This window comes from Pseudonocardia hispaniensis, assembly GCF_042658695.1.
GTDB classification, from domain to species: domain Bacteria; phylum Actinomycetota; class Actinomycetes; order Mycobacteriales; family Pseudonocardiaceae; genus Pseudonocardia; species Pseudonocardia hispaniensis.
Window position 1 is genome coordinate 180761 of the sequence record NZ_JBHSQW010000023.1, and the last position, 19389, is coordinate 200149.

The window sequence follows — 19389 nt, forward strand, 5'->3', positions numbered from 1 at the left end:
GATGCGCATCACCCAGGGAACCTTCTCCTACCTGCCCGACTTCACCGACGAGGAGATCACCGCCCAGATCCAGTACGCGCTGGACAACGGCTGGCCGCTCTCGGTCGAGTTCACCGACGACCCGCACCCCCGCAACACGTACTGGGAGATGTGGGGGCTGCCGATGTTCGACCTCGCCGACCCGGCCGGGGTGCTGATGGAGGTCAACGCCTGCCGCACCGCGCACCCGGACAAGTACGTCAAGCTCAACGCGTACGACGCCCGGCTGGGCCGCCAGACCACGGCCCTGTCGTTCATCGTGCAGCGCCCGGCGAACGAACCCGGCTTCCGGCTGGACCGCCACGAGACCAGCGACCGCCGGATCCAGTACACCACCCACGCGTACGCGACCGAGCGCCCCGCGGGCGACCGGTACAGGCAGGGCTGACCGGTGGGCGTTCCACAGGACGCCGCCCGCCGCTCGTTCGCGATGCACGCTGGCGGATCCTCGAACGGCAAGGCTGTTCAGGAGGATCCGGCCGGCGAGCCGGATCTGCTTCCCGCCGAGGCCGTGGTCGATCTGGCCGCGGCCCGGCGGGAGGCCGGCATCGATGCGGTGCTCGGGTCGCTGGACACCGATCTCGTGGGGCTGGAGCCGGTCAAGACTCGGATCTCCGAGATCGCCGCGCTGCTGCTGGTCGACCGGGTCCGGGCTCGCTTCGGCATCACCGCGCAGCAGCCGACGCTGCACATGTGCTTCACCGGGAACCCGGGCACCGGCAAGACCACGGTCGCGCTGCGGATGGCCGAGTTGCTGCACGGGCTCGGCTACCTGCGCCGCGGCCACCTCGTCAGCGTCACCCGCGACGACCTCGTCGGGCAGTACGTCGGGCACACCGCGCCCAAGACCAAGGAGGTCATCAAGCGGGCGATGGGCGGCGTGCTGTTCATCGACGAGGCGTACTACCTCTACAAGGTCGAGAACGAACGGGACTACGGCGGCGAGGCCATCGAGATCCTGTTGCAGGTCATGGAGAACAACCGCGACGACCTCGTGGTGATCCTGGCCGGCTACGCCGACCGGATGGACGAGTTCTTCGCGGCCAACCCCGGTATGCAGAGCCGCATCGCCCACCACATCACGTTCCCCGACTACACCGTGGGTGAGCTCGAGCAGATCGGCGAGCTGATGACCACGACGCTCGGCTATCGGTTCTCCCCCCAGGCGCGGGAGGTCTTTCGCGAATACCTCGACAAACGAGTCGGGCAACCGTGGTTCGCCAACGCGCGCAGCGTCCGCAACGCGGTGGAACGCGCCCGCCTCCGGCAGGCCCGAAGGCTCCTCGAACAGCCCGACCCGCGCGTCGATCTGGCCGCCCTCACCACGATCGAGGCGGACGACCTACTGGCCAGCCGGGTGTTCGGCACACCGAACCCGTGACTCGCCCCCACTCGCCACCAGCCCGTCATCGGCACACCGGTGCCGGCTGGTGGCAACCCACCGGCCCGGCGCGCCGTCCGGTCTGTCCGGCGCGCCGCGGACGACGGCGGAACGGGCGCCCCGGGCGGACCGGCACGGCGTCCGGAACCGCCCGGCCCCGGTCCGGGGTGGCAGCGGCGCTCAGTCCTGGCGGTAGCCTCGGGCGCGCAGGAACCGAGCCCGCGCCCTTCGCCAATGCCGCGGTCGGCTGATGCGTTCCATCGCCTCGGTGTACTCCACGTACTCGGCGTCGACCTGATCCTGCTCGAAGCGCCGGCGGGCGGCCACCAGCTCCGCCGGGGACAGACCCGCACTCATCGCGCCCCCTCCGCCCCGCACGTCGCCGCCGTTGGTCCGATCTGCACGATGCCCTCACAGGTAACAGCCATGTCGGTCCTCTCCCGCGCGATCCTCGGATCCCACTCGCGGCCCGGATCGGCCACACCCCCTCGCCGGGGGGTGATCAGGGGGAGGCTGCCTGCGTGTGCAGGTCGTCCAGGAGCGTCGCGACCTCACCAGGCACCTCGAGCATCGGCAGATGCCCGACCCCCGTCATCGTCAGCACCTGCGCGCCGAGATACCCGGCGAGTTCCCGAGCCATCGAGTGCGGACAGGTCGGGTCATGCGTCCCGACCGCGACGAGCGCGGGCGGCCGTGGACCGGGCAGCGCCGCAGCGGTGGCCCGCGAGTCCGCGATCTGGAACGTCGACCGCACGATCTCGATCACCAGGTCGGGGTCGCGGCCGCCGGCCAGCTCGACCAGCCGAGCCGTGGCACCCCGCCTCGACCGCGGCCCGAGAATCTCGCCCCCATGGCGGGCGAACCACTCCTCGACGCCCAGCTCCGCCAGCCCGGACAACAGCGGTTCCAGCTCGGCGGGCGACAGCCCGATGTGCAGGGTTGCCCCGAACACGGCGACGCTCGCGACGCGTGACGGCGCTCGAGCGGCGATCTCGATCGCGACCGCGCCGCCGATCGAGCCACCGACGAGATGCACGCGGTCCAGCTCCAGCGCGTCGACAACGGCGAGGGCGTCGGCGGCGAAGTCGGCGGGCAGGTAGGAGGTACCGCTCGCCGATCGGCCGTGTCCCCGGTAGTCGACCGCCACCGCGCGGCGGGCCCCGGCCATCTCCTGGGCCACCTCCGCCCAGACCGCGGCGGCGGTGTTGACCGGATGCAGGAACACCACGGGAACCTCGTTGGGTGACCCGGGCCACTCCAGGTAGGAGACGTCACCGACCGGGCCTCGGACGCTGTCCCGCTGCGGTTGCCGCACCGCCCACTCCTCTCCTCCTGCGGACCTGGGTCCGGCTCGTGTCCGCTCACCCGTCGCCGCGGCCGCGGAACGGGCTCGCCGTGCGGACTTCATCGCTGTTCGGCGGCCCCGGCACCGAAGAATCCCGCTGTGCGCAGCTGATCCAGCAACGCGCCGAGCTGCGCCCGGCGGCCGACCAGCTCCTCCATCGCGCCCGAGGCCTCGTCGGCTCGCCCTGCCCGGGCCAGCAGCACGGCCCGCCACAACGCCGCCTCGAGGTTGGCCGCACCGAACTCGTCCGCCACCGCAGCCAGAGCGTCCAACGCCCGGTCGAGGGCACCCGGCTCCGGCTCGACGAAATCCCCGAGCATCAGGCCCTCGGCGAAGAGCACGTCGACGACCACGTCCGTGAGCCGTTTGAGCCGCACCAGCCGCGCCAGCTCCGTCACCGGTTCGGCGGAGTCCTCAACCCGTAGGTCGAGACGGACCTCGGCCCATGGCCGGTCGGACCGGATGGCGGAGACGACGAGAATGCCCGCGGCCTGGCTGCCTCGCAGGTCACCTCCCGCCGCCTCGGCGGCGCGCAGCGCGGCAAGCATCCGGTCGGTCAGGCTCGCCTCCCGCTCCATCGCGGCGGCCATCTCATCGAGCACCGGCTCGCCGGCCAGCATGTTCCCCTGAACGCTGTAGAAGGCCCCGGCCCGGCTGCCCCGTTCCCCCACACACGCCGCACCGGTGTGCACGGCGATCGAGCCGCCGGCGTCCACGATGGCCACCTGTCGCAGGTCCGGTCGCGGATCGGCGGACAGGACGGTCCGCAGCGCAGCCTCGGCGGACGCCCCATCCCGCATCAGGGCAAGGCCTCGGCCGCCGTAGTCCGGGTTGACGAACGACTGGGTCGCGACCGCTCCGACTCCGGCCTCCGCCCAGTTCACCGCGGAGCCGACACCGAAGAAGTGCGACTGGCAGGCCACGCCGATCTCGCCCGTTCTCGGGTCGCGGGCGACCACCGAGTACGTCATCGCGCCGGATCGCTCACGGAACCAGCTCGTTGCGCTGACGTGCCGAGTCACCGAAGGGCGGGCGCGGCTCGTCGGCATCCGGCAGCGGGGAGCAGTGGAAGTGCCACATCCGCCAATCGGGGTTGCCATTGCCGTCGTCGCGCCGGTAGCACTCCGTCGAGCGGATCCGGTGCCTGCTGAGGCTGGGCCGGTATCCGGCGCTGGAGGCACCGAGCCCCCGCTCGCCGACCTCGCCCAAGGTGAAGATGACCTCGGCGGCGAGCCAGGCGAGGTCGCCCTGCAGGACGAATTGGACGATGCGGGTCTCGGGCAGCTCCGGGATGTTCAATTCCTCGCGGTAATGCTCCCAGAGCCTGACCTTCTCGTCGATTCCGTAGTACGGATGCCCCTGCAGATTGAACATCACGTAGTTCTGACCGTCCGGGAAGTTCGGACGCATGCGGGGGATGTCCACCCCGCAGTTGGCATTCCACCATTCCCGATGAATATGCAGGACCGCGGCGACATCCGCGTCGGGGTCAGCGGAATCGATGAACTGGCGGTAAGCGGCGATCTGCGGAGTCGTGCTCATTTCGTCAGGTTCTCCTCGACGTCGTCGGCTTCGCACCCGAGCCTCATCCCTGACCAACCGGCCATCAACTGTCAGGACGAACAAATTCCTGGCCGGGGCGGACCGGCCTGAATCAGATCGGACAGCCTCAGTTGCAACTCCGCGACGAGCCGCTCGACCGGGTCGTCGATATCCAGACCGCTGATCTCCTTGATGCGAGCCAGCCGGTACCGCAGCGTGTTGCGGTGCACGTACAGCCGACGGGCGGCTGGACCGAGCTCGCCGCCACACTCGAAGAACGCCCGTAACGTGGCGATATAGCTCGTTCCACGGGAGTCGTCGTTGTCCTTCAGCCGCTCCACGGCACCGCGGAGCAGACCCTGGCGCTGCGCGGCCAGCTCCGCGAGCTCGGCGAGCACGGTATGGGCGCGGAACTCGTCGAGGGTGGCGATCCGCGCCGGGCCCGTCCCCCGGAGGACCCCCAGCAGCCGGTCGAGCTCGGCCTTTGCCTGCGGCAGATCGGTGACCTGCTCCACCGGGTCACCGACGGCGCACCGCATCTCCGCCCAGCCGCGGCGCCCGACCGTGGCCAGAATGTCGCGGGCGACGGGGAGCACCTCGGCGGCGGCGGACACCCAGACATAGGTCCGCCAGCCGATCGTGGTCACCGCGCTGTGCGGTAGCGCGGCACCGAAGCGCCTCGCGACGAGCTCCGACTCAGGCCGGGGTTCACCGGCCGGATGCGCCCGGTCGCCGTCGGACTCGAAGGCCAGCAGCCGACCCGGCTCCGCGATGCCGATCGGGACGACCTGCGCCAGCCGGTCGCCACCGCCCGACCCGAGCAGCGCCGATCGCAGGAGCTCCGCGGGCAGCTCCTGATCACGGCCCACCATGCGCGGCGGACAGGCCAGGTGCGCGACCGGCGGCAGACGCGAAAGGATCCAGCGGCACCGGACCTCCTCGGCGGCGCCGTCACCCTGGGAGTAGGCGAGCACCGCCAACCCGGCGCTGGTGACGTGCACCGGTCCATCGAGGTCCGCAGCGAGCGCAGCGGCCAGGCAGAACCGGTCCGCCACCGGACCGGCCGGCACGGCCCTGCCGCCCACCGGGATACCGCCGGAGCACCGCAGCGGCCGGGTCGCGGACGACCCGCGAACCGGTCGCTGGATTGGGTGCGGCTGCACGGCTGCCATGATGATCTCCTCCAGCGTGGCTCGGCCCGCGACGGATACGCGGACACGATGTGTCGCCCGGGACGCTGCCGGTTGGGACAGCCGAGGTCATCGGCAGAACTACCTAGCCGCTACCGAGGTGGCCACTACCTCGGTCCGGCGGATGCCATCGACTGGTGCCACCACGCCGCGATCTGGGCCCGGCGGGAGAAACCCAGCTTCATGCGCAGCCGCTCCACATGCACCTCGGCAGTGCGCGGCGCGATGACCAGCTGTGCGGCGATCTGCTTGTTCGCCAGCCCCTGGGCGACCAGCCGGGCGACCTCGACCTCCCGCCTGGTGAGCCCGGCGAACTCCGAACGGGGCGCCCTGGCCTCGGCTCGCCCAGCGCGGTCCTCGCCGATCTGGCCGAGCGCGACCGTCGCAATGTCGTCGATGCCCATCGCCGCACCCGCCGCCTCGGCCCTTCGGTACCGGGTCGCGCCGAGCCGGGCGCGGATGCGCTCCGCCCAGAGGTTGCGGTGCTCGATCAGGTTGCCGAAGCCCATCAGCGGCGAGCACGTCCTGTCCCACATCGGCCGGATCGCCGCGTGCAGCCGGCCCGCCTCAGCCCACTGACCGGCGCCGGCCATCCCCCAGCAGACGACCTCGGAGGCCAGCAGGATCCCCAAGGTGTCGTTCAACGACCGCTTCAGCTCAAGGCTGCGGCGCGCCACCGCGGTCGCCTCGGTGTACTCGCCGCGCAGATAGTGCACGAGGCCTCGCGTCCACAGCGCGTAGGAACCGCACCACTGCTCACCGCGCGGCGCGCAGCGGTTCTCGGCCTCCTCCGCGCAGGCCAGAGCGAGGTCGAGGTCACCGCGTGCCCAGTACATCTCGGCCAGCAGGAACACGATGAACGCGGCCGCCTGGTCGTCTCCGGCGCGGCGCCGCCCGTCCAGCGCTCGCCGGCAGGCGGCGATGGCCCGGTCGTAGTGGCCCTGAAACGCGTCGGCCGCGGCGAGCAGGGCCGTGGCGTAGTCGTGCGACTCGGCGTCACCGTGAGCCTGCGCCATCCGTACCGACCGCCGCAGCGACGCCCGTGCGGCGTCGACCTCACCGAGCAGCAGCTGGATCCAGCCGTGCACCCAGAGGGCGCGGCTCAGGGGTCGGCTCTCGGGGCTGGCCGCGGCGACGGCCCTGGTCAGCCAGAGATTGCCCTCCCGCAGCATGCCCTGGGCGACCCACAGCGGGAACAGCCCGGCCGTCATATGCAGGGCCGCGTCGATCCTGCCGTGCTGCAGGTCGTGGTCGACGACAACCCGCAGGTCGGGCAGCGCCCGGCGCATCCGGCTATGCCAGGACCGTTGCTCGCCACCGAACCAGTGCTGCGCAAGCTCATCGACCAGTCGCCGGTGGTGGTCGGCGTACCGGCGCTGCAGGTCGGCATCGGAGCCGGCCGGGTCAAGCTGCCGTGCGCCGAAGCGTCGGATCGTGTCGAGCATGCGGAACTCCGCGGCGCCGTCCTCCCGGGTGAGGATCGACTTCTGCACGAGGCCGTCCACCAGGTCGACGATGTCCTCCTCGCCCGTCTCCGGGAGCGAGCACACGTCGGTCACCGCCTCGATGCCGACCGGACCGGAGAAGACGCTCATCCGCGCCCACAGCCGCTGCTCGAGTGGCGCGCAGTGCCGGTAGCTCCAGGCGATGGTCGCCTCGAGGCTGCGCTGGCGGGGCGGGACGTCGCGAGGGGCGGCGTTCAGGATCCGGTACGAGTCGTCGAGCCGGTCGAGCACCTGGCGGACCGACAACGAGCGCAGTCGCGCCGCAGCCAGTTCGATCGCCAGCGGGACACCGTCGAGGCGACGGCACAGCTGGGCGACGTCGGCGGCGTTGGACTCGTCGACCCGAAAACACGGCTGGACGGCCATGGCGCGCTCGGCGAGCAGCTGCACCGACTCGCAGCGCAGCAACGCCGCGACATCGGCATCCGGGTTCTCCGGCACCTCCAGCGGGCTCACCCGGACCACGTGCTCGCCGCGGACCTGCAGCGCCTCGCGGCTGGTGGCCAGGACCCGCACCCCGGGCGCTCGGATCAGCACGCTGCTCACCAGATCCGCACTGGCCTGCACCAGATGCTCGCAGTTGTCCAGGATGAGCAGCGCGTTCCACGAGCGGATCCGGTCCCCCAGCCGGCCGCCGAGCGCGCGCCCGTCCTCCAGACTCAGCGCGGCGGCAACGGTCGCCTCGACCAGCGCCGGATCACGGAGTGAACCGAGCTCGACCAGCCACACTCCGTCGGGGAAGGCCTTGGCTGCGTTGTCGGCCACGCGCAGTGCGATGCGCGTCTTGCCCACGCCGCCGGGGCCGGTCAGGCAGACCAGGCGTGCGCTACCCAGGAGGGAGCGGACCCGCCGGACCTCTCGAAGGCGGCCGATGAGGCTGGTCGGGTCCAGTGGCAGGTGCCCGCGGCCCATCACCGGTTCCCTCCCCGCCGGCGGTTCAGCCCGGATGCGCCGACGACATCTCCAGCCCGACAGCCTGCCTACCCGGCCGCAGATCCGCCAGTCGCCGGGACGAGCACGACGAAGCCGCCCACCGAGCTCATCAGACGGGCACCGGATCGTCGAACAGCCGGTAGAGCGTGGTGCGCCGGCGCGGCACCCGCCCCGCGTCGCGCGCGATCCGGCGCAGGGTGGGCTCGTCGAGTTCCTGACCGTGCACCGCCCCGGCGGCGCGGCTGATGTTCTCGTCCATCAGCGTCCCGCCGAGGTCGTTGGCCCCGGCAGCCAACAGCTGCCGCGCCCCGGCCACACCGGCCTTGACCCAGGACGCCTGGATGTTGTCGATCGCGCCGTGGTAGACGATCCGGGCGACGGCGTGCATCAGCACGACCTCCCGCCACGTGGGGCCCCGCCGGGCGCGCTGCTTGAGGTAGATGGGGGCGGCCATGTGGACGAAGGGCAGCCCGACGAACTCGGTGAAGCCACCGGTCCGGCGTTGCAGGTCCCGGGTGCGCAGCAGGTGCCGCGCCCAGTGCACGGGCCGCTCGACCGACCCGAACATGATCGTGATGTTCGAGCGGAGGCCGACGGCATGCGCCGCCCGGTGCGCCTCCAGCCACTGGTCGGTGCCGATCTTGTCCGGGCACAGCACCGCCCGGATCTCGTCGTCGAGGATCTCCGCCGCGGTCCCCGGCAGCGAGCGCAGCCCCGCGTCCCGCAGTCGTCGCAGGTAGGCCTCGACCGGTTCCCCGATCCGCCGCGCGCCCTCGGTCACCTCCAGCGCGGTGAAGCCGTGGATGTGCATCTCGGGGACCGCGGCATGCACCGCGGCGGTCACCTGCAGGTAGAACTCGCCGTCGAAGCTCGGGTGGATCCCGCCCTGCAGGCACACCTCGGTGGCGCCGCGGTCCCACGCCTCCCGGGCCCGGTCGGCGACCTGCTCCGCGGAGAGCAGATAGGGCCGGCCGCGCAGGTTGAGCGAGAGCGGACCCTTGGCGAACCCGCAGAAAGCACACCGGAAGGAGCAGACGTTGGTGTAGTTGATGTTGCGGTTGCGGACGTAGGTGACGGTGTCGCCGACCGCCGCCGCGCGCAGCTCGTCGGCCAGCCGGGCCACCGCGGCGGCCTCCGGCCCCCGCGCGGAGAACAGCGTGACGACCTGTGCTTCGCCGAGCTCCTGCCCCGCGCGGACACCGGCGAGGACCTCACCGACCGCACCGCCGGCCCGGCCCGGCGCGGGCACCAGCAGCGCGGGCGCGGTATCGGCTCCGGCGAACCACGCGGTGGAGCGCCGCCCGATCTGCACGACCTCCGGCCCGGTACCCACCTGCGCCGCCTCCCGGCGGCGCCGCGGCCACACGGCGCCCGGGTCGTCCCGGGCGAGCCCCTCGGCGTCGGACCGGTCCAGCACCGCACAGCGCAGACCCTCGTCGAGCCAGCGGTCGGGGTCGTGGACGTACCGCGGGTACACGGTCAGCCGCGGGGCGAGCACCAGCCCGGCGGCCTCGGTCGCCGCCCGCAGCACCTCGACGGCCGGCCACGGCCGCTCCGGGTTGACATGGTCGATCGTCACCGGCGAGACCCCGCCCCAGTCGTCGATCCCGGCATCGAGCAGCTCGCGCAGCTCGTCGGGCTCGGACAGGTTCGGCGGCGCCTGCAACCGGACGTCGGCCGGGAGCAGCAGCCGGGCGAGCGCGATGGTCTCCAGGAACTCCGAGCGTGGGCAGGGCGGTGCGTCCCGCATCCGGGTGCCGGGCTTCGGGAGGAAGTTCTGGATGATCACCTCCTGCACGTGGCCGTGCCGCGCGTGCGACGCCGCGATCGCGACCAGTGCCGCGATCCGGTCCGCCGCGGACTCGCCGATCCCGACCAGCAGGCCGGTGGTGAACGCGATACCGGCCCGACCCGCGGCCTCCAGGGTGCTCAGCCGCCTGGCCGGATCCTTGTCCGGAGCCCCCCGATGCGCCGCGAGACCGCCGCGCAGGGTCTCGACCATCATCCCCTGGGAGGGGCACACCCCGCGCAGCCGGACGAGCTCGTCCTGGCTCAGGGCGCCGGCGTTCGCGTGCGGGAGCAGGCCGGTCTCGTCGAGCACCAGCCGACACATCGCCACCAGGTAGTCGAGTGTCGAGCCGTAGCCGTGATCGGCGAGCCAGCTGCGGGCGGCTGGGTACCGGTCCTCGGGCTGCTCCCCGAGGGTGAACAGCGCCTCGTGGCAGCCGGCGTCGGCACCGGCACGGACGATCGCCAGCACCTCGTCGGGAGACAGATAGGGGCTGGGCAGGTGCGCGGGCGCGGTGGCGAAGGTGCAGTAGCCGCACCGGTCCCGGCACAGCCGGGTGAGCGGCACGAACACCTTCGGCGAGTAGGTCACCCGCGTGCCCGTGGCACCCGTCCGGACCGCCCGCGCCCGGCGCGCGAGCTCGCCCGGCTCCACCTCCAGCAGGGCCAGCGGATCGGCATCACCGATGCTCATCTCGACGACTCCAGCCGCTCGAGCACCGCGGCGCGGCCGGCCTCGAGCCGTGCGATCGGTATCCGGAACGGCGAGCAGGAGACGTAGTCCAGCCCGGCCTGGTGGAAGAAGTGCACCGAGGCCGGGTCGCCGCCGTGCTCGCCGCACACGCCGAGCTTCAGGTCCGCCCGGGTGCGCCTGCCCTCCGCCACGGCGATCCGGATCAGCCGGCCGACCCCCTCGGCGTCGAGCGACTCGAACGGGGAGACCGCGAACACCCCGCACTCCAGGTAGGTCGCGAAGAAGCTCCCCTCCACGTCGTCGCGGGAGAACCCCCAGGTGGTCTGGGTCAGGTCGTTCGTGCCGAACGAGAAGAACTGCGCGGCCTCGGCGATCGTGCCCGCGGTCAGCGCCGCGCGCGGCAGCTCGATCATCGTGCCGATCAGCGCATCGAGCGGCACCCCGGCGGCACGGCCCTCCTCGGCGAGCACCGCGGTGGCCTCGTCCACGGCGGCCTGCAGCTCCTGCACCGCTCCGACGAGCGGGACCATGATCTCTGCACGTACCTCCACCCCGTCCGCGCGCACGTGCGCCGCGGCCTGCGCGATCGCCCGGACCTGCATCCCGAACAGACCGGGCAGCACGATGCCCAGCCGGACCCCGCGCAGCCCGAACATCGGGTTGCTCTCGTGCAGGCGCCGGACCGCGGCCAGCAGCGCGACGTCGCGGTCGGCGACCTCGCCGCGTTCCTCGGCGATCCCGACGCGCACGGCCAGCTCGGTCAGGTCCGGCAGGAACTCGTGCAGCGGCGGATCGAGCAGCCGGATCGTCACCGGGAGCCCGTCCATCGCCCGGAACAGCTCGATGACCTCGGCCCGCTGCACCGGGAGCATCTCCGCCAGGGCGGCGGCGCGGTCGGCGTCGGTCTCGGCGAGCACCAGCCGCTCCACGAGCTCGCGCCGCTCGCCGAGAAACAAGTGCTCGCTGCGGCACAGGCCGATGCCCTGCGCGCCGAACCGCCGGGCGCGCTCGGCGTCCTGCCCGGTGTCGGCGTTGGCCCGCACCTGCAGCCGGCGCCGCGCATCGGCGTGTCCGATCAGGCGGTGGACGGCCCGGACCAGCTCGTCGGCCTGCGGGCCGGCCGGGTCGATGGAGCCCTGGAAGTACTCCACCACCGGCGAGTCGACCACCGGCACCTCGCCGAGGAACACCTCACCGGTACTGCCGTCGATCGACAGCACCTCGCCCTCGGCGACCTCGACCCCGCCCGGTGCCAGCAGCCGGCGGGCCCGCTCGTCCACCACCAGCTCCTCGGCTCCGCAGACGCAGGTCCGGCCCATGCCGCGGGCGACCACGGCCGCGTGGCTGGTCCGCCCGCCCCGGCTGGTGAGCACCCCCTTCGCCGCGATCATCCCGTCGAGGTCGTCGGGGTTGGTCTCGCGGCGCACGAGGATCACCCCCTGCCCCGACCGCGCCCGGGTCACCGCGGCGGCCGAGTCGAAGACCACCACCCCGGTCGCCGCGCCCGGGGAGGCGTTCATCCCCACGGTGAGCAGCCGCTTCGGAGCCTCGGCGTCGAAGCGGGGGAACATCAGCTGCCCGAGCTGGTCGCCGCTGACCCGGCGCAGCGCCTCGTCCAGGTCGATCAGACCCTCGTCGACGAGCTGGCAGGCGACCACGAACGCTGCGGCCGCGGTGCGCTTGCCCACCCGGGTCTGCAGGATCCAGAGGGTTCCGCGCTCGATGGTGAACTCGATGTCGCACAGGTCGCGGTAGTGCCGCTCAAGGATTCGCATGATCTCCAGCAGCCGCCGGTAGGACGCCCGGTCGAGCTGCTCCAGCTCGGTCAGCGGACGGGTGTTGCGCACCCCCGCCACCACGTCCTCGCCCTGGGCGTTCGCCAGGTAGTCGCCGTACACGCCGGGGCGGCCCGTCGCCGGGTCGCGGGTGAACGCCACCCCCGTTCCCGAGTCGGGCCCCAGGTTGCCGAACACCATCGCGACGACGTTGACCGCCGTGCCGAGACCGCCGGGGATCCGCTCCTGGCGCCGGTAGCTCACCGCTCGGGGTGCGTTCCAGGAGTCGAAGACCGCCCGCACCGCCAGGGTCAGCTGTTCGCGCGGGTCCTGGGGGAACTCCCGCCCGGACTCCGCGCGCACGATCGCCTTGAACGCGTCCACCACCGCGCGCAGGTCCGCCGCGTCCAGGTCGAGGTCGTTCGTGGTGTGCCGCTCGGCCTTGGCTCGTTCCAGCGCCTCGTCGAACAGCGCGCCGTCGATGCCCAGCACCGTCCGGCCGAACATCTGCACCAGCCGCCGGTAGGAGTCCCAGGCGAAGCGCTCGTCGGCGGCGGCCCGGGCCAGCCCGGCCACCGACCGGTCGGTCAGCCCGACGTTGAGCACCGTCTCCATCATGCCCGGCATCGAGAACCGGGCACCGGAGCGCACCGACACCAGCAGCGGATCGGTGGGGTGGCCGAGCCGCTTACCCATGGCCTTCTCCAGGTCGGCCAGGTGGGCCTGCACCTGTTCGGCCAGCTCCGGCGGCTCCGCCCCGCGCTGCAGATAGGACCGGCAGGCCTCGGTGGTGATCGTGAATCCCGGCGGGACCGGCAGACCGAGACCGACCATCTCGGCCAGGTTCGCACCCTTGCCGCCCAGCAGGTCCTTCATGTCCCTGCTGCCCTCGGCGAAGCCGTACACGTACTTCGGCATGACACCCCTTTGGGCCGCGGCTCGAGCCGCGGCGGTTCGTCTGCTCGTCCCGTCCCCGCGATGCGAGAGCCCGGCGACACCTGCGCGTCGCCGGGCTCGTGTCGGGAATGGGCTAACCGACCAGCGCCCGCAGCCGGGGCACGACGTCCTCACTGAACTGGGTCAGGAAACGCTCCTGGTCGTGTCCGGGGCCGTGGAACACCAGGTGGTTGAGCCCGGCGTCCAGGTAGGGCTTGATCTGGGCCACCGCCTCGTCCGGGTCCGAGGCCACGATCCACCGTTTGGTGACCTGCTCCATCGGCAGCTCGTCGGCCAGCCGCTCCATCTCCTCCGCCGACCCCACCGAATGCTTCTGCTCGGCGGTCAGCGACAGCGGCGCCCAGAACCGGCAGTTCTCGGTGGCCCGAACCGGATCGCGGTCGTAGGACAGCTTGATCTCGATCATGCGATCGATCTGCTCGACGGACCTCCCGGCGGCCTGCGCCCCCTCCGCGACAGCCGGCATCAGCGTGTCGGTGTACAGCTCCATCCCCTTACCCGAGGTGCAGATGAAGCCCTCGGCCGCGCGCCCGGCGTACCGCGCGACCAGCGGACCACCGGCCGCGACGTAGATCGGGATCGGCTGCTCCGGGCGGTCGTAGATGGTGGCCTCGACGGTGCGGTAGTACTGCCCGGCGAAACTCACGCTCGCACCGGTCCACAGCTCCCGCATCAGCTGCACCGACTCGCGCAGCCGGGCGAACCGCTCCTTGAACTCCGGCCACTCCCGGCCGGAGACCGCGATCTCGTTGAGCGCCTCCCCGGTCCCGACGCCGAGCATGACCCGGCCCGGGTACAGCAGCGCCATCGTGGCGAACGCCTGCGCCAGCACCGCCGGGTTGTACCGGAACGTCGGGGTGAGCACACTCGTCCCCAGCTGCACCCGGGTGGTGCGCTCACCCACCGCCGCCAGCCAGGCCAGCGAGAACGGGGCATGCCCGCCGTTGTGCCGCCACGGCAGGAAATGGTCGGAGACCACCACGCTGTCCAGGCCGACCAGCTCCGCCCGCACCGAGAACTCCACGAGCTCACGCGGACCGAACTGCTCGGCCGACGCCTTATAGCCGATCTTCAACGCCATGTGCCGAACCTTCCTGTCGAACCGGGCCGGGCCGTCATCGGGTCAGCTGCGGCAGCACGGCCTCGGACACGAGCTCCAGCTCGGCCTCCGCGGTCACGGCGTTCACGGGCGAGAGCACGACGCTGGTCGCTCCCGCAGCGCGCAGGTCGCGGATCCGGGTCGCCACCTCGTCCGGGTCCCCGGCCACGGTGAGCTCGTCCACCCACTCCTGCGGCATCACCCGTGCGATGTGCTCGGCGCCGCCCTCGGTGAGGAACTCGGCGAGCTGGTCGTTGTAGCCGTACGGCGCGGTCAGCGCGTTGTGCGACCCCACCGCGACGAGGTACGCGGCGAGCGTGGGCCGCACGGCCGCCTTCGCGGCCTTGCCGTCCTTCGCGATGCTGAACAGCGCGAAGGTGGGGATCAGATGATCGGTCCGACCCGACTCGTGCATCCCGGACCGGATGTGCGCGGCGGCGGCCTCGAGGTACTTGCGGCCGGCCAGCACGCTCATCACCGTTCCGTCCGCGATCCGTCCGGACAGCTTCAGCGACTTCGGGCCGAGCACCCCGGTGAGGATGGGAATCTCCTCCTCGACCCGGTGGGTGGCGGCGACCGCGCGGAAGGTGAACTGCTTGCCCTCCACGTCGACGGTCTCCCCGGCCAGCAGCCTGCGGACCCCGCCCACGCACTCGGTGAGCGCGGTGAGCGGCGAGGTGGCGGTCACCCCCATCTGGTCGGTCCAGGCACCCAGCCCGTGGCCGATGCCCGGCAGGAAACGACCGGGATGGGCCCGAGCGAGCGTCGCGATCTCCATGGCGGTCACCGCCGGGTGCCGGGCGACCGAGGCGACGACCCCGAGCCCGACCTTGACGTGCCGGGTGGCGCCCAGGGCCAAGGCCGCGGCGGCGAAACCGCCGTGGCAGAAGTAGTCCTCGGCCACCCACACCTCCCCGAAGCCCAGCCGCTCGGCGGTCGCGGCGATCGGGCCGATCTGCTCGGGCGGGGTGGACGTCGCGATGAACACACCAACCGGCGCGGTCTCGGTCACGGGGCCTCCTCGGGACGGATGTGGGGCAAGCGCCGGACGACGTGAGGAACGGACGGCCGGGCAGACGGATGACAGCTGCGTCACAGTCTCCGGTCGGTTTCACGAGGCCGACAACTGGCGGGCCCAACCAAGTCCGCGACGCAGTTTCTCCAGATCTGTCAATAGACAGCGCGGCACGGTCCGTTGAATCTGGCGTGCGTTTGCAAGGCTGCTCTCGGCTCGGCCACGGCGCCGGGTCGCAGACAGGACCGAGTCCGTTCTCGCGCGCCGGCGGATACCGAACCGGCGTGGCCACCGGAGGCTGATCGTGACCGAACAACACCTCCCGCCAGGGCTGATCGGCGCGCGGGTGCGCCGCAAGGAGGATCCGCGGCTGCTGACTGGGCGCGCCCAGTTCGTCGACGACGTCGCGCTTCCCGGCATGCTCGAGGCTGCGATCCTGCGCAGCCCGCACCCGCACGCCCGGATCGTGAGCGTCGATGTCAGCGCGGCCCTGGAGCTGCCCGGCGTGTTCGCCGTGATCACCGGAGCCGAGGTCGCGCAGGCATGCGCACTTCCGCAGCCGGTGATCTGGCGCCTGATCCCCGACCAGCGGATGACCGACCTGTACGCGCTCGCCCATGACAAGGTGCGCTACGTCGGTCACGGAGTGGCGGCCGTCGCGGCGGTCGACCGGTACGTCGCCGAGGACGCGCTCGGCCTCATCGAGGTCGAGTACGAGGAGCTCCCCGCGGTGTGCACGCTCGACGAGGCGCTCGCCGACGGGGCTCCGCTGCTCTACGAGAACTGGCCGGACAACGTCAGCTGCCGCCTGACCATTCCGAAGGGCGACGCCGCGACCGCCTTCGCCGAGGCCGATGTCGTCGTGTCGGAGACGATCACCTACGGCCGTCAGATGGGCACTCCGCTGGAGACCCGCGGGGCCGTCGTGTCCTGGGACCCGTTCACCGACCGGCTCGAAGCCTGGCTGTCCACCCAGTCGCCGAACCTCGCCCGCGACCTGTTGGGTGAGGTGCTCGGTCTCCCCGTGGAACGCATCCGGGTGCGCACCCCGGATGTCGGTGGCGGCTTCGGCAACAAGTTCGACTTCTACGGCGAGGAGGTCGTCGCCGCGCTGCTGTCCAAGCGGGCCGGGCGGCCCGTGAAGCTCATCGAGGACCGGCTGGAGAGCTTCGTCGCGAACGCGCACTCCCGTGAGCAGCGCATCGAGGTCGAAATGGCCGCGAAGTCCGACGGGACGATCACCGGCCTGCGCGGAACCGTCTATGGCGTGCTCGGCGGGCAGCTGTCCACGGTCGGCATCGGGCCGTGCTGGGCCTCCACCGTGCTGATGCCCGGGCCGTACGACATCCCGAACGTGGAGGTGACCGTCGTCGGGGTGGTGACCAACCGCTCGCCGTACGGTTCCTACCGCGGCTGGGGGCAGCCGAAGGCGAACATCGCCCACGAACGGATCGTCGAGAAGCTGGCGCGCAAGCTGGGGATGAACGCCAACGACGTCCGCCGCAAGAACCTCATCGCCCCCGACCAGTTCCCCTACCCGAGCCCGGTCTTCTACTACGACAGCGGGCGCTACCGGGAATGTCTGGAGGCGGCCGAACAGGCGGTCGCCGAACGCGGGTGGGCCAAGCGCCAGGCCGAGGCGGCCACCGAGGGCCGCTCCCTCGGCATCGGCTACTCGTTCCATGTCGAGATCACCGCCCTCGGTCCCTCGCGCATCCTCAACCAGGCGGGCCTGCAGCACTCCGGGTTCGACGAGGAGTCGGTCCGCATCGACTCGACCGGAGGGGTGGTCGTCCGCTCGGGCCTGTCGGCGATGGGCCAGGGGATCGAGACCGCGCTGGCCCAGGTCGCCGCGCAGACCCTCGGGGTCCCGCTGGACAGCGTCACCGTGCTGACCGGGGACACCGAGACCAACCCCTACACGGGGTACGGCACCGGAGCGAGCCGGGGTGCCGCGCTCGGCGGCGGCGCGTTGCTGCGGGCGTCCAGCCGGCTGCGCGAGAAGGTCCTGCGGGTGGCTGCCGAGCTGCTGGAGGCCTCGCCCGACGACCTGGTCATCGAGGACGGCCGGATCTCCGTCGCCGGGGCCGGTGCGGGCGTGCGCTCGGTGACGATGCGCGAGATCGGCGACGCCACCTACCGCAGGCTCGACGGCAGGCTGCCCCTCGACGAGATCCCCACGCTGGAGGAACGCGACGTCCTCGACCCGGACAACACGGCGTTCTCCTACGGCACCACCGCGGTGCTGGCGGAGGTCGATCGAGAAACCGGGCAGGTGCGACTGCTCGACTACCTGATCGCCCACGACTGCGGGACGGTCATCAACCCCATGATCGTCGACGGCCAGTTGCACGGTGGCGCGGCGCAGGCCATCGGCGGCGCGCTGTTCGAGGAGATCGTCTACGGGCCGGACGGGCAGCCGTTGACGACGACGTTCATGGACTACCTGATCCCGACCGCGGCCGAGCTGCCCTCCTTCGAGACCGTGCACCTGACGACCACCGCCGACCACATCCCCGGCGGGTTCAAGGGCATGGGCGAGGCCGGGACGATCGGCGGACCGTCCGCGATCGCGGCCGCGATCGACGACGCGCTGCGTGACCTCGACATCGCCGTCACCCGGCTGCCGATCACCCCGCCGCGCCTGCTGTCGATGATCGAGGCCGCCGAGGCCGGCCGGACCGCCACCGACGTCGAGGAGCAGTCATGAAACCCGCACCCCTGGACTACGTCCGCGCAACGAGCGTCGCGCATGCCGTGCAGGTCCTGGCCGACAACGACGGGGACGCCAAGGTCCTCGCCGGTGGCCAGAGCCTGGTCCCGCTGCTCGCGATGCGCCTGGCCCAGCCCACGGTGCTGGTCGACCTCGGCAGCCTCGACGAGCTGTCCTATGTCCGGGACGAGGGCAGCCACCTCGAGATCGGCGCCATGACCCGCACCCGCACCGTCGAGACCTCGCAGCTGGTCGCCGAGGCCGTCCCGCTGCTTCCCGCAGCGCTGAGCCACGTCGGGCACGTGCCGATCCGCAACCGCGGCACGGTCGGCGGCAGCACGGCGCACGCGGATCCGGCCGCCGAGTTGCCGGCGGTGCTTCGCGCGCTCGACGCCAACATCGTGGTCGCCGGGCCGTCCGGGTCGCGCACGATCGGCGCCGCCGACTTCTTCGAGGGATTCCTGGCCACCGCACTGGCCCCCGAGGAGATCATCACGGCGCTGCGGGTACCCAAGTCCGCCCGAGGCACCCGGGTCGCCGTGCAGGAGTTCGCCCGCAGGCACGGCGACTTCGCCATCGTGGCCGTGTTCACCGCCGTCGAGCTCGGCGCGAATGGCGAGATCGCCGACGCGCGGATCGCGGTGGCCGGGGCCGGTCAGGTCCCGGTCCGGGCCTCGGCGGCCGAGGCCCTGCTGTCCGGCCAGGAGGCCTCCCCGACCCTCCTGCGGGCCGCGGCCGCCGAGGTGGCCGCCGCCACCCGTCCGCTCGACGACATCCACGCCACCGCCGACTACCGCAAGAAGATCACCGCCGTGCTCGCCCGCCGGTGCCTGGAGCAGGCACTGCCCCGGGCCGAGAGGAGTTCCGCAGCATGAGCAGCCTGGACGTCAGCATGACGGTCAACGGACAGACCGTCACCGGCCGGGTCGAGGCCCGGCGAACGCTCGCGGACTTCCTCCGGAAGGACTGTGCCGCGACCGGTGTTCACCTGGGGTGCGAGCACGGCGTCTGCGGGGCGTGCACCGTCGTGCTCGACGGGCGTACCGCCCGGTCCTGCTGCACGCTGGCGGTACAGGCCGACGGGGCCGAGGTCCGGACGGTCGAGGGGATGGCCAACGGCACCGATCTGCACCCGCTGCAGGAGGCGTTCTGGGCTCGGCACGGGTTGCAGTGCGGGTTCTGCACCCCCGGGATCCTGCTCACCGTGCAGGAGCTGCTCGCCGACAACCCGGACCCGTCCGACGAGCAGATCCGGGAAGCCTTGTCCGGCAACATCTGCCGCTGCACCGGCTACCAATTCATCATCGACGCGGTGAAGGACGCGGCCGCGGTGCTGCGCGCCGCGCCCGACACCCGGAGCTAATCTCTCCGCGACCCGTGTCGCCGCTGCGTGTTCACGTGGCGGCGACACGG

At 72.0% G+C, this 19389-nt stretch carries 15 protein-coding genes; 5 read left to right on the forward strand and 10 right to left on the reverse strand.

The genetic code is table 11. The features are described from left to right. The first annotated feature begins 1 nt into the window (after position 1). Both ACFQE5_RS10625 and cbbX read left to right on the forward strand, forming a co-directional pair. Positions 2 to 427 carry a ribulose bisphosphate carboxylase small subunit gene (locus ACFQE5_RS10625; protein ID WP_379584680.1) on the forward strand — a complete coding sequence of 142 codons (426 nt, stop codon included), beginning with the start codon at positions 2 to 4 and terminating at the stop codon, positions 425 to 427. A 3-nt stretch (positions 428 to 430) separates the two neighbouring features. Next, positions 431 to 1420, forward strand: a complete 990-nt coding sequence (gene cbbX, locus ACFQE5_RS10630) for a CbbX protein (protein WP_379584681.1) — start codon at positions 431 to 433, stop codon at positions 1418 to 1420. A 180-nt stretch (positions 1421 to 1600) separates the two neighbouring features. Here the strand turns inward: cbbX and ACFQE5_RS10635 are convergent, their stop codons facing one another. From ACFQE5_RS10635 to ACFQE5_RS10680, 10 genes are all read right to left on the reverse strand, one after another. Continuing rightward, positions 1601 to 1777 carry a hypothetical protein gene (locus ACFQE5_RS10635; RefSeq protein WP_379584682.1) on the reverse strand — a complete coding sequence of 59 codons (177 nt, stop codon included), beginning with the start codon at positions 1775 to 1777 and terminating at the stop codon, positions 1601 to 1603. Between the two features lie 145 nt (positions 1778 to 1922). Beyond that, the gene (locus ACFQE5_RS10640; protein WP_379584683.1) at positions 1923 to 2735 is read right to left on the reverse strand and encodes an alpha/beta fold hydrolase; all 813 of its coding nucleotides are present in this window, start codon (positions 2733 to 2735) and stop codon (positions 1923 to 1925) included. Between the two features lie 89 nt (positions 2736 to 2824). After that, positions 2825 to 3736, reverse strand: a complete 912-nt coding sequence (locus ACFQE5_RS10645; RefSeq protein ID WP_379584684.1) for a DUF1028 domain-containing protein — start codon at positions 3734 to 3736, stop codon at positions 2825 to 2827. 13 nt (positions 3737 to 3749) lie between these two features. Continuing rightward, positions 3750 to 4307 carry a YybH family protein gene (locus tag ACFQE5_RS10650; protein ID WP_379584685.1) on the reverse strand — a complete coding sequence of 186 codons (558 nt, stop codon included), beginning with the start codon at positions 4305 to 4307 and terminating at the stop codon, positions 3750 to 3752. Between the two features lie 71 nt (positions 4308 to 4378). Beyond that, complete coding sequence (locus ACFQE5_RS10655) at positions 4379 to 5479, reverse strand: PucR family transcriptional regulator (RefSeq protein WP_379584686.1); 1101 nt, start codon at positions 5477 to 5479, stop codon at positions 4379 to 4381. Between the two features lie 125 nt (positions 5480 to 5604). Beyond that, complete coding sequence (locus ACFQE5_RS10660; RefSeq protein ID WP_379584687.1) at positions 5605 to 7914, reverse strand: ATP-binding protein; 2310 nt, start codon at positions 7912 to 7914, stop codon at positions 5605 to 5607. A gap of 130 nt (positions 7915 to 8044) precedes the next feature. Beyond that, on the reverse strand, positions 8045 to 10417 hold the full coding sequence (locus ACFQE5_RS10665) for a bifunctional FO biosynthesis protein CofGH (RefSeq protein WP_379584688.1): 2373 nt from the start codon (positions 10415 to 10417) through the stop codon (positions 8045 to 8047). Beyond that, positions 10414 to 13110, reverse strand: coding sequence for a pyruvate, phosphate dikinase (gene ppdK / locus ACFQE5_RS10670; protein ID WP_379584689.1), 2697 nt, complete (start codon positions 13108 to 13110; stop codon positions 10414 to 10416). Before ppdK ends, ACFQE5_RS10665 begins: the two co-directional genes overlap by 4 nt. A gap of 112 nt (positions 13111 to 13222) precedes the next feature. Next, entirely contained in the window at positions 13223 to 14230 is a 1008-nt protein-coding gene (gene fgd / locus ACFQE5_RS10675; protein WP_379584690.1) for a glucose-6-phosphate dehydrogenase (coenzyme-F420), read from the reverse strand. Positions 14231 to 14264: 34 nt separating this feature from the next. Continuing rightward, entirely contained in the window at positions 14265 to 15260 is a 996-nt protein-coding gene (locus tag ACFQE5_RS10680; protein WP_379584691.1) for an LLM class flavin-dependent oxidoreductase, read from the reverse strand. A 307-nt stretch (positions 15261 to 15567) separates the two neighbouring features. On the opposite strand from ACFQE5_RS10680, the gene ACFQE5_RS10685 reads away from it, so the two are divergent. From ACFQE5_RS10685 to ACFQE5_RS10695, 3 genes are read left to right on the forward strand one after another with little or no spacing between them, the layout of a single operon-like run. Then, on the forward strand, positions 15568 to 17973 hold the full coding sequence (locus ACFQE5_RS10685) for a xanthine dehydrogenase family protein molybdopterin-binding subunit (RefSeq protein WP_379584692.1): 2406 nt from the start codon (positions 15568 to 15570) through the stop codon (positions 17971 to 17973). After that, positions 17970 to 18851 carry an FAD binding domain-containing protein gene (locus ACFQE5_RS10690; RefSeq protein WP_379584693.1) on the forward strand — a complete coding sequence of 294 codons (882 nt, stop codon included), beginning with the start codon at positions 17970 to 17972 and terminating at the stop codon, positions 18849 to 18851. Before ACFQE5_RS10685 ends, ACFQE5_RS10690 begins: the two co-directional genes overlap by 4 nt. Further along, a complete protein-coding gene (locus ACFQE5_RS10695; protein WP_379584694.1) occupies positions 18848 to 19339 on the forward strand; it encodes a (2Fe-2S)-binding protein in 492 nt (163 codons plus the stop codon). Before ACFQE5_RS10690 ends, ACFQE5_RS10695 begins: the two co-directional genes overlap by 4 nt. Positions 19340 to 19389 lie beyond the last annotated feature (50 nt).

Coding starts and splice junctions, on each gene's coding strand:
- ACFQE5_RS10625 (WP_379584680.1), top strand. CDS start 2: ATGCGCATCACCCAGGGAACCTTCTCCTACCTGCCCGACTTCACCGAC.
- ACFQE5_RS10665 (WP_379584688.1), bottom strand. CDS start 10,417: ATGAGCATCGGTGATGCCGATCCGCTGGCCCTGCTGGAGGTGGAGCCG.
- ppdK (WP_379584689.1), bottom strand. CDS start 13,110: ATGCCGAAGTACGTGTACGGCTTCGCCGAGGGCAGCAGGGACATGAAG.
- ACFQE5_RS10650 (WP_379584685.1), bottom strand. CDS start 4,307: ATGAGCACGACTCCGCAGATCGCCGCTTACCGCCAGTTCATCGATTCC.
- ACFQE5_RS10645 (WP_379584684.1), bottom strand. CDS start 3,736: ATGACGTACTCGGTGGTCGCCCGCGACCCGAGAACGGGCGAGATCGGC.
- ACFQE5_RS10695 (WP_379584694.1), top strand. CDS start 18,848: ATGAGCAGCCTGGACGTCAGCATGACGGTCAACGGACAGACCGTCACC.
- ACFQE5_RS10635 (WP_379584682.1), bottom strand. CDS start 1,777: ATGAGTGCGGGTCTGTCCCCGGCGGAGCTGGTGGCCGCCCGCCGGCGC.
- fgd (WP_379584690.1), bottom strand. CDS start 14,230: ATGGCGTTGAAGATCGGCTATAAGGCGTCGGCCGAGCAGTTCGGTCCG.
- ACFQE5_RS10690 (WP_379584693.1), top strand. CDS start 17,970: ATGAAACCCGCACCCCTGGACTACGTCCGCGCAACGAGCGTCGCGCAT.
- ACFQE5_RS10660 (WP_379584687.1), bottom strand. CDS start 7,914: ATGGGCCGCGGGCACCTGCCACTGGACCCGACCAGCCTCATCGGCCGC.
- ACFQE5_RS10655 (WP_379584686.1), bottom strand. CDS start 5,479: ATGGCAGCCGTGCAGCCGCACCCAATCCAGCGACCGGTTCGCGGGTCG.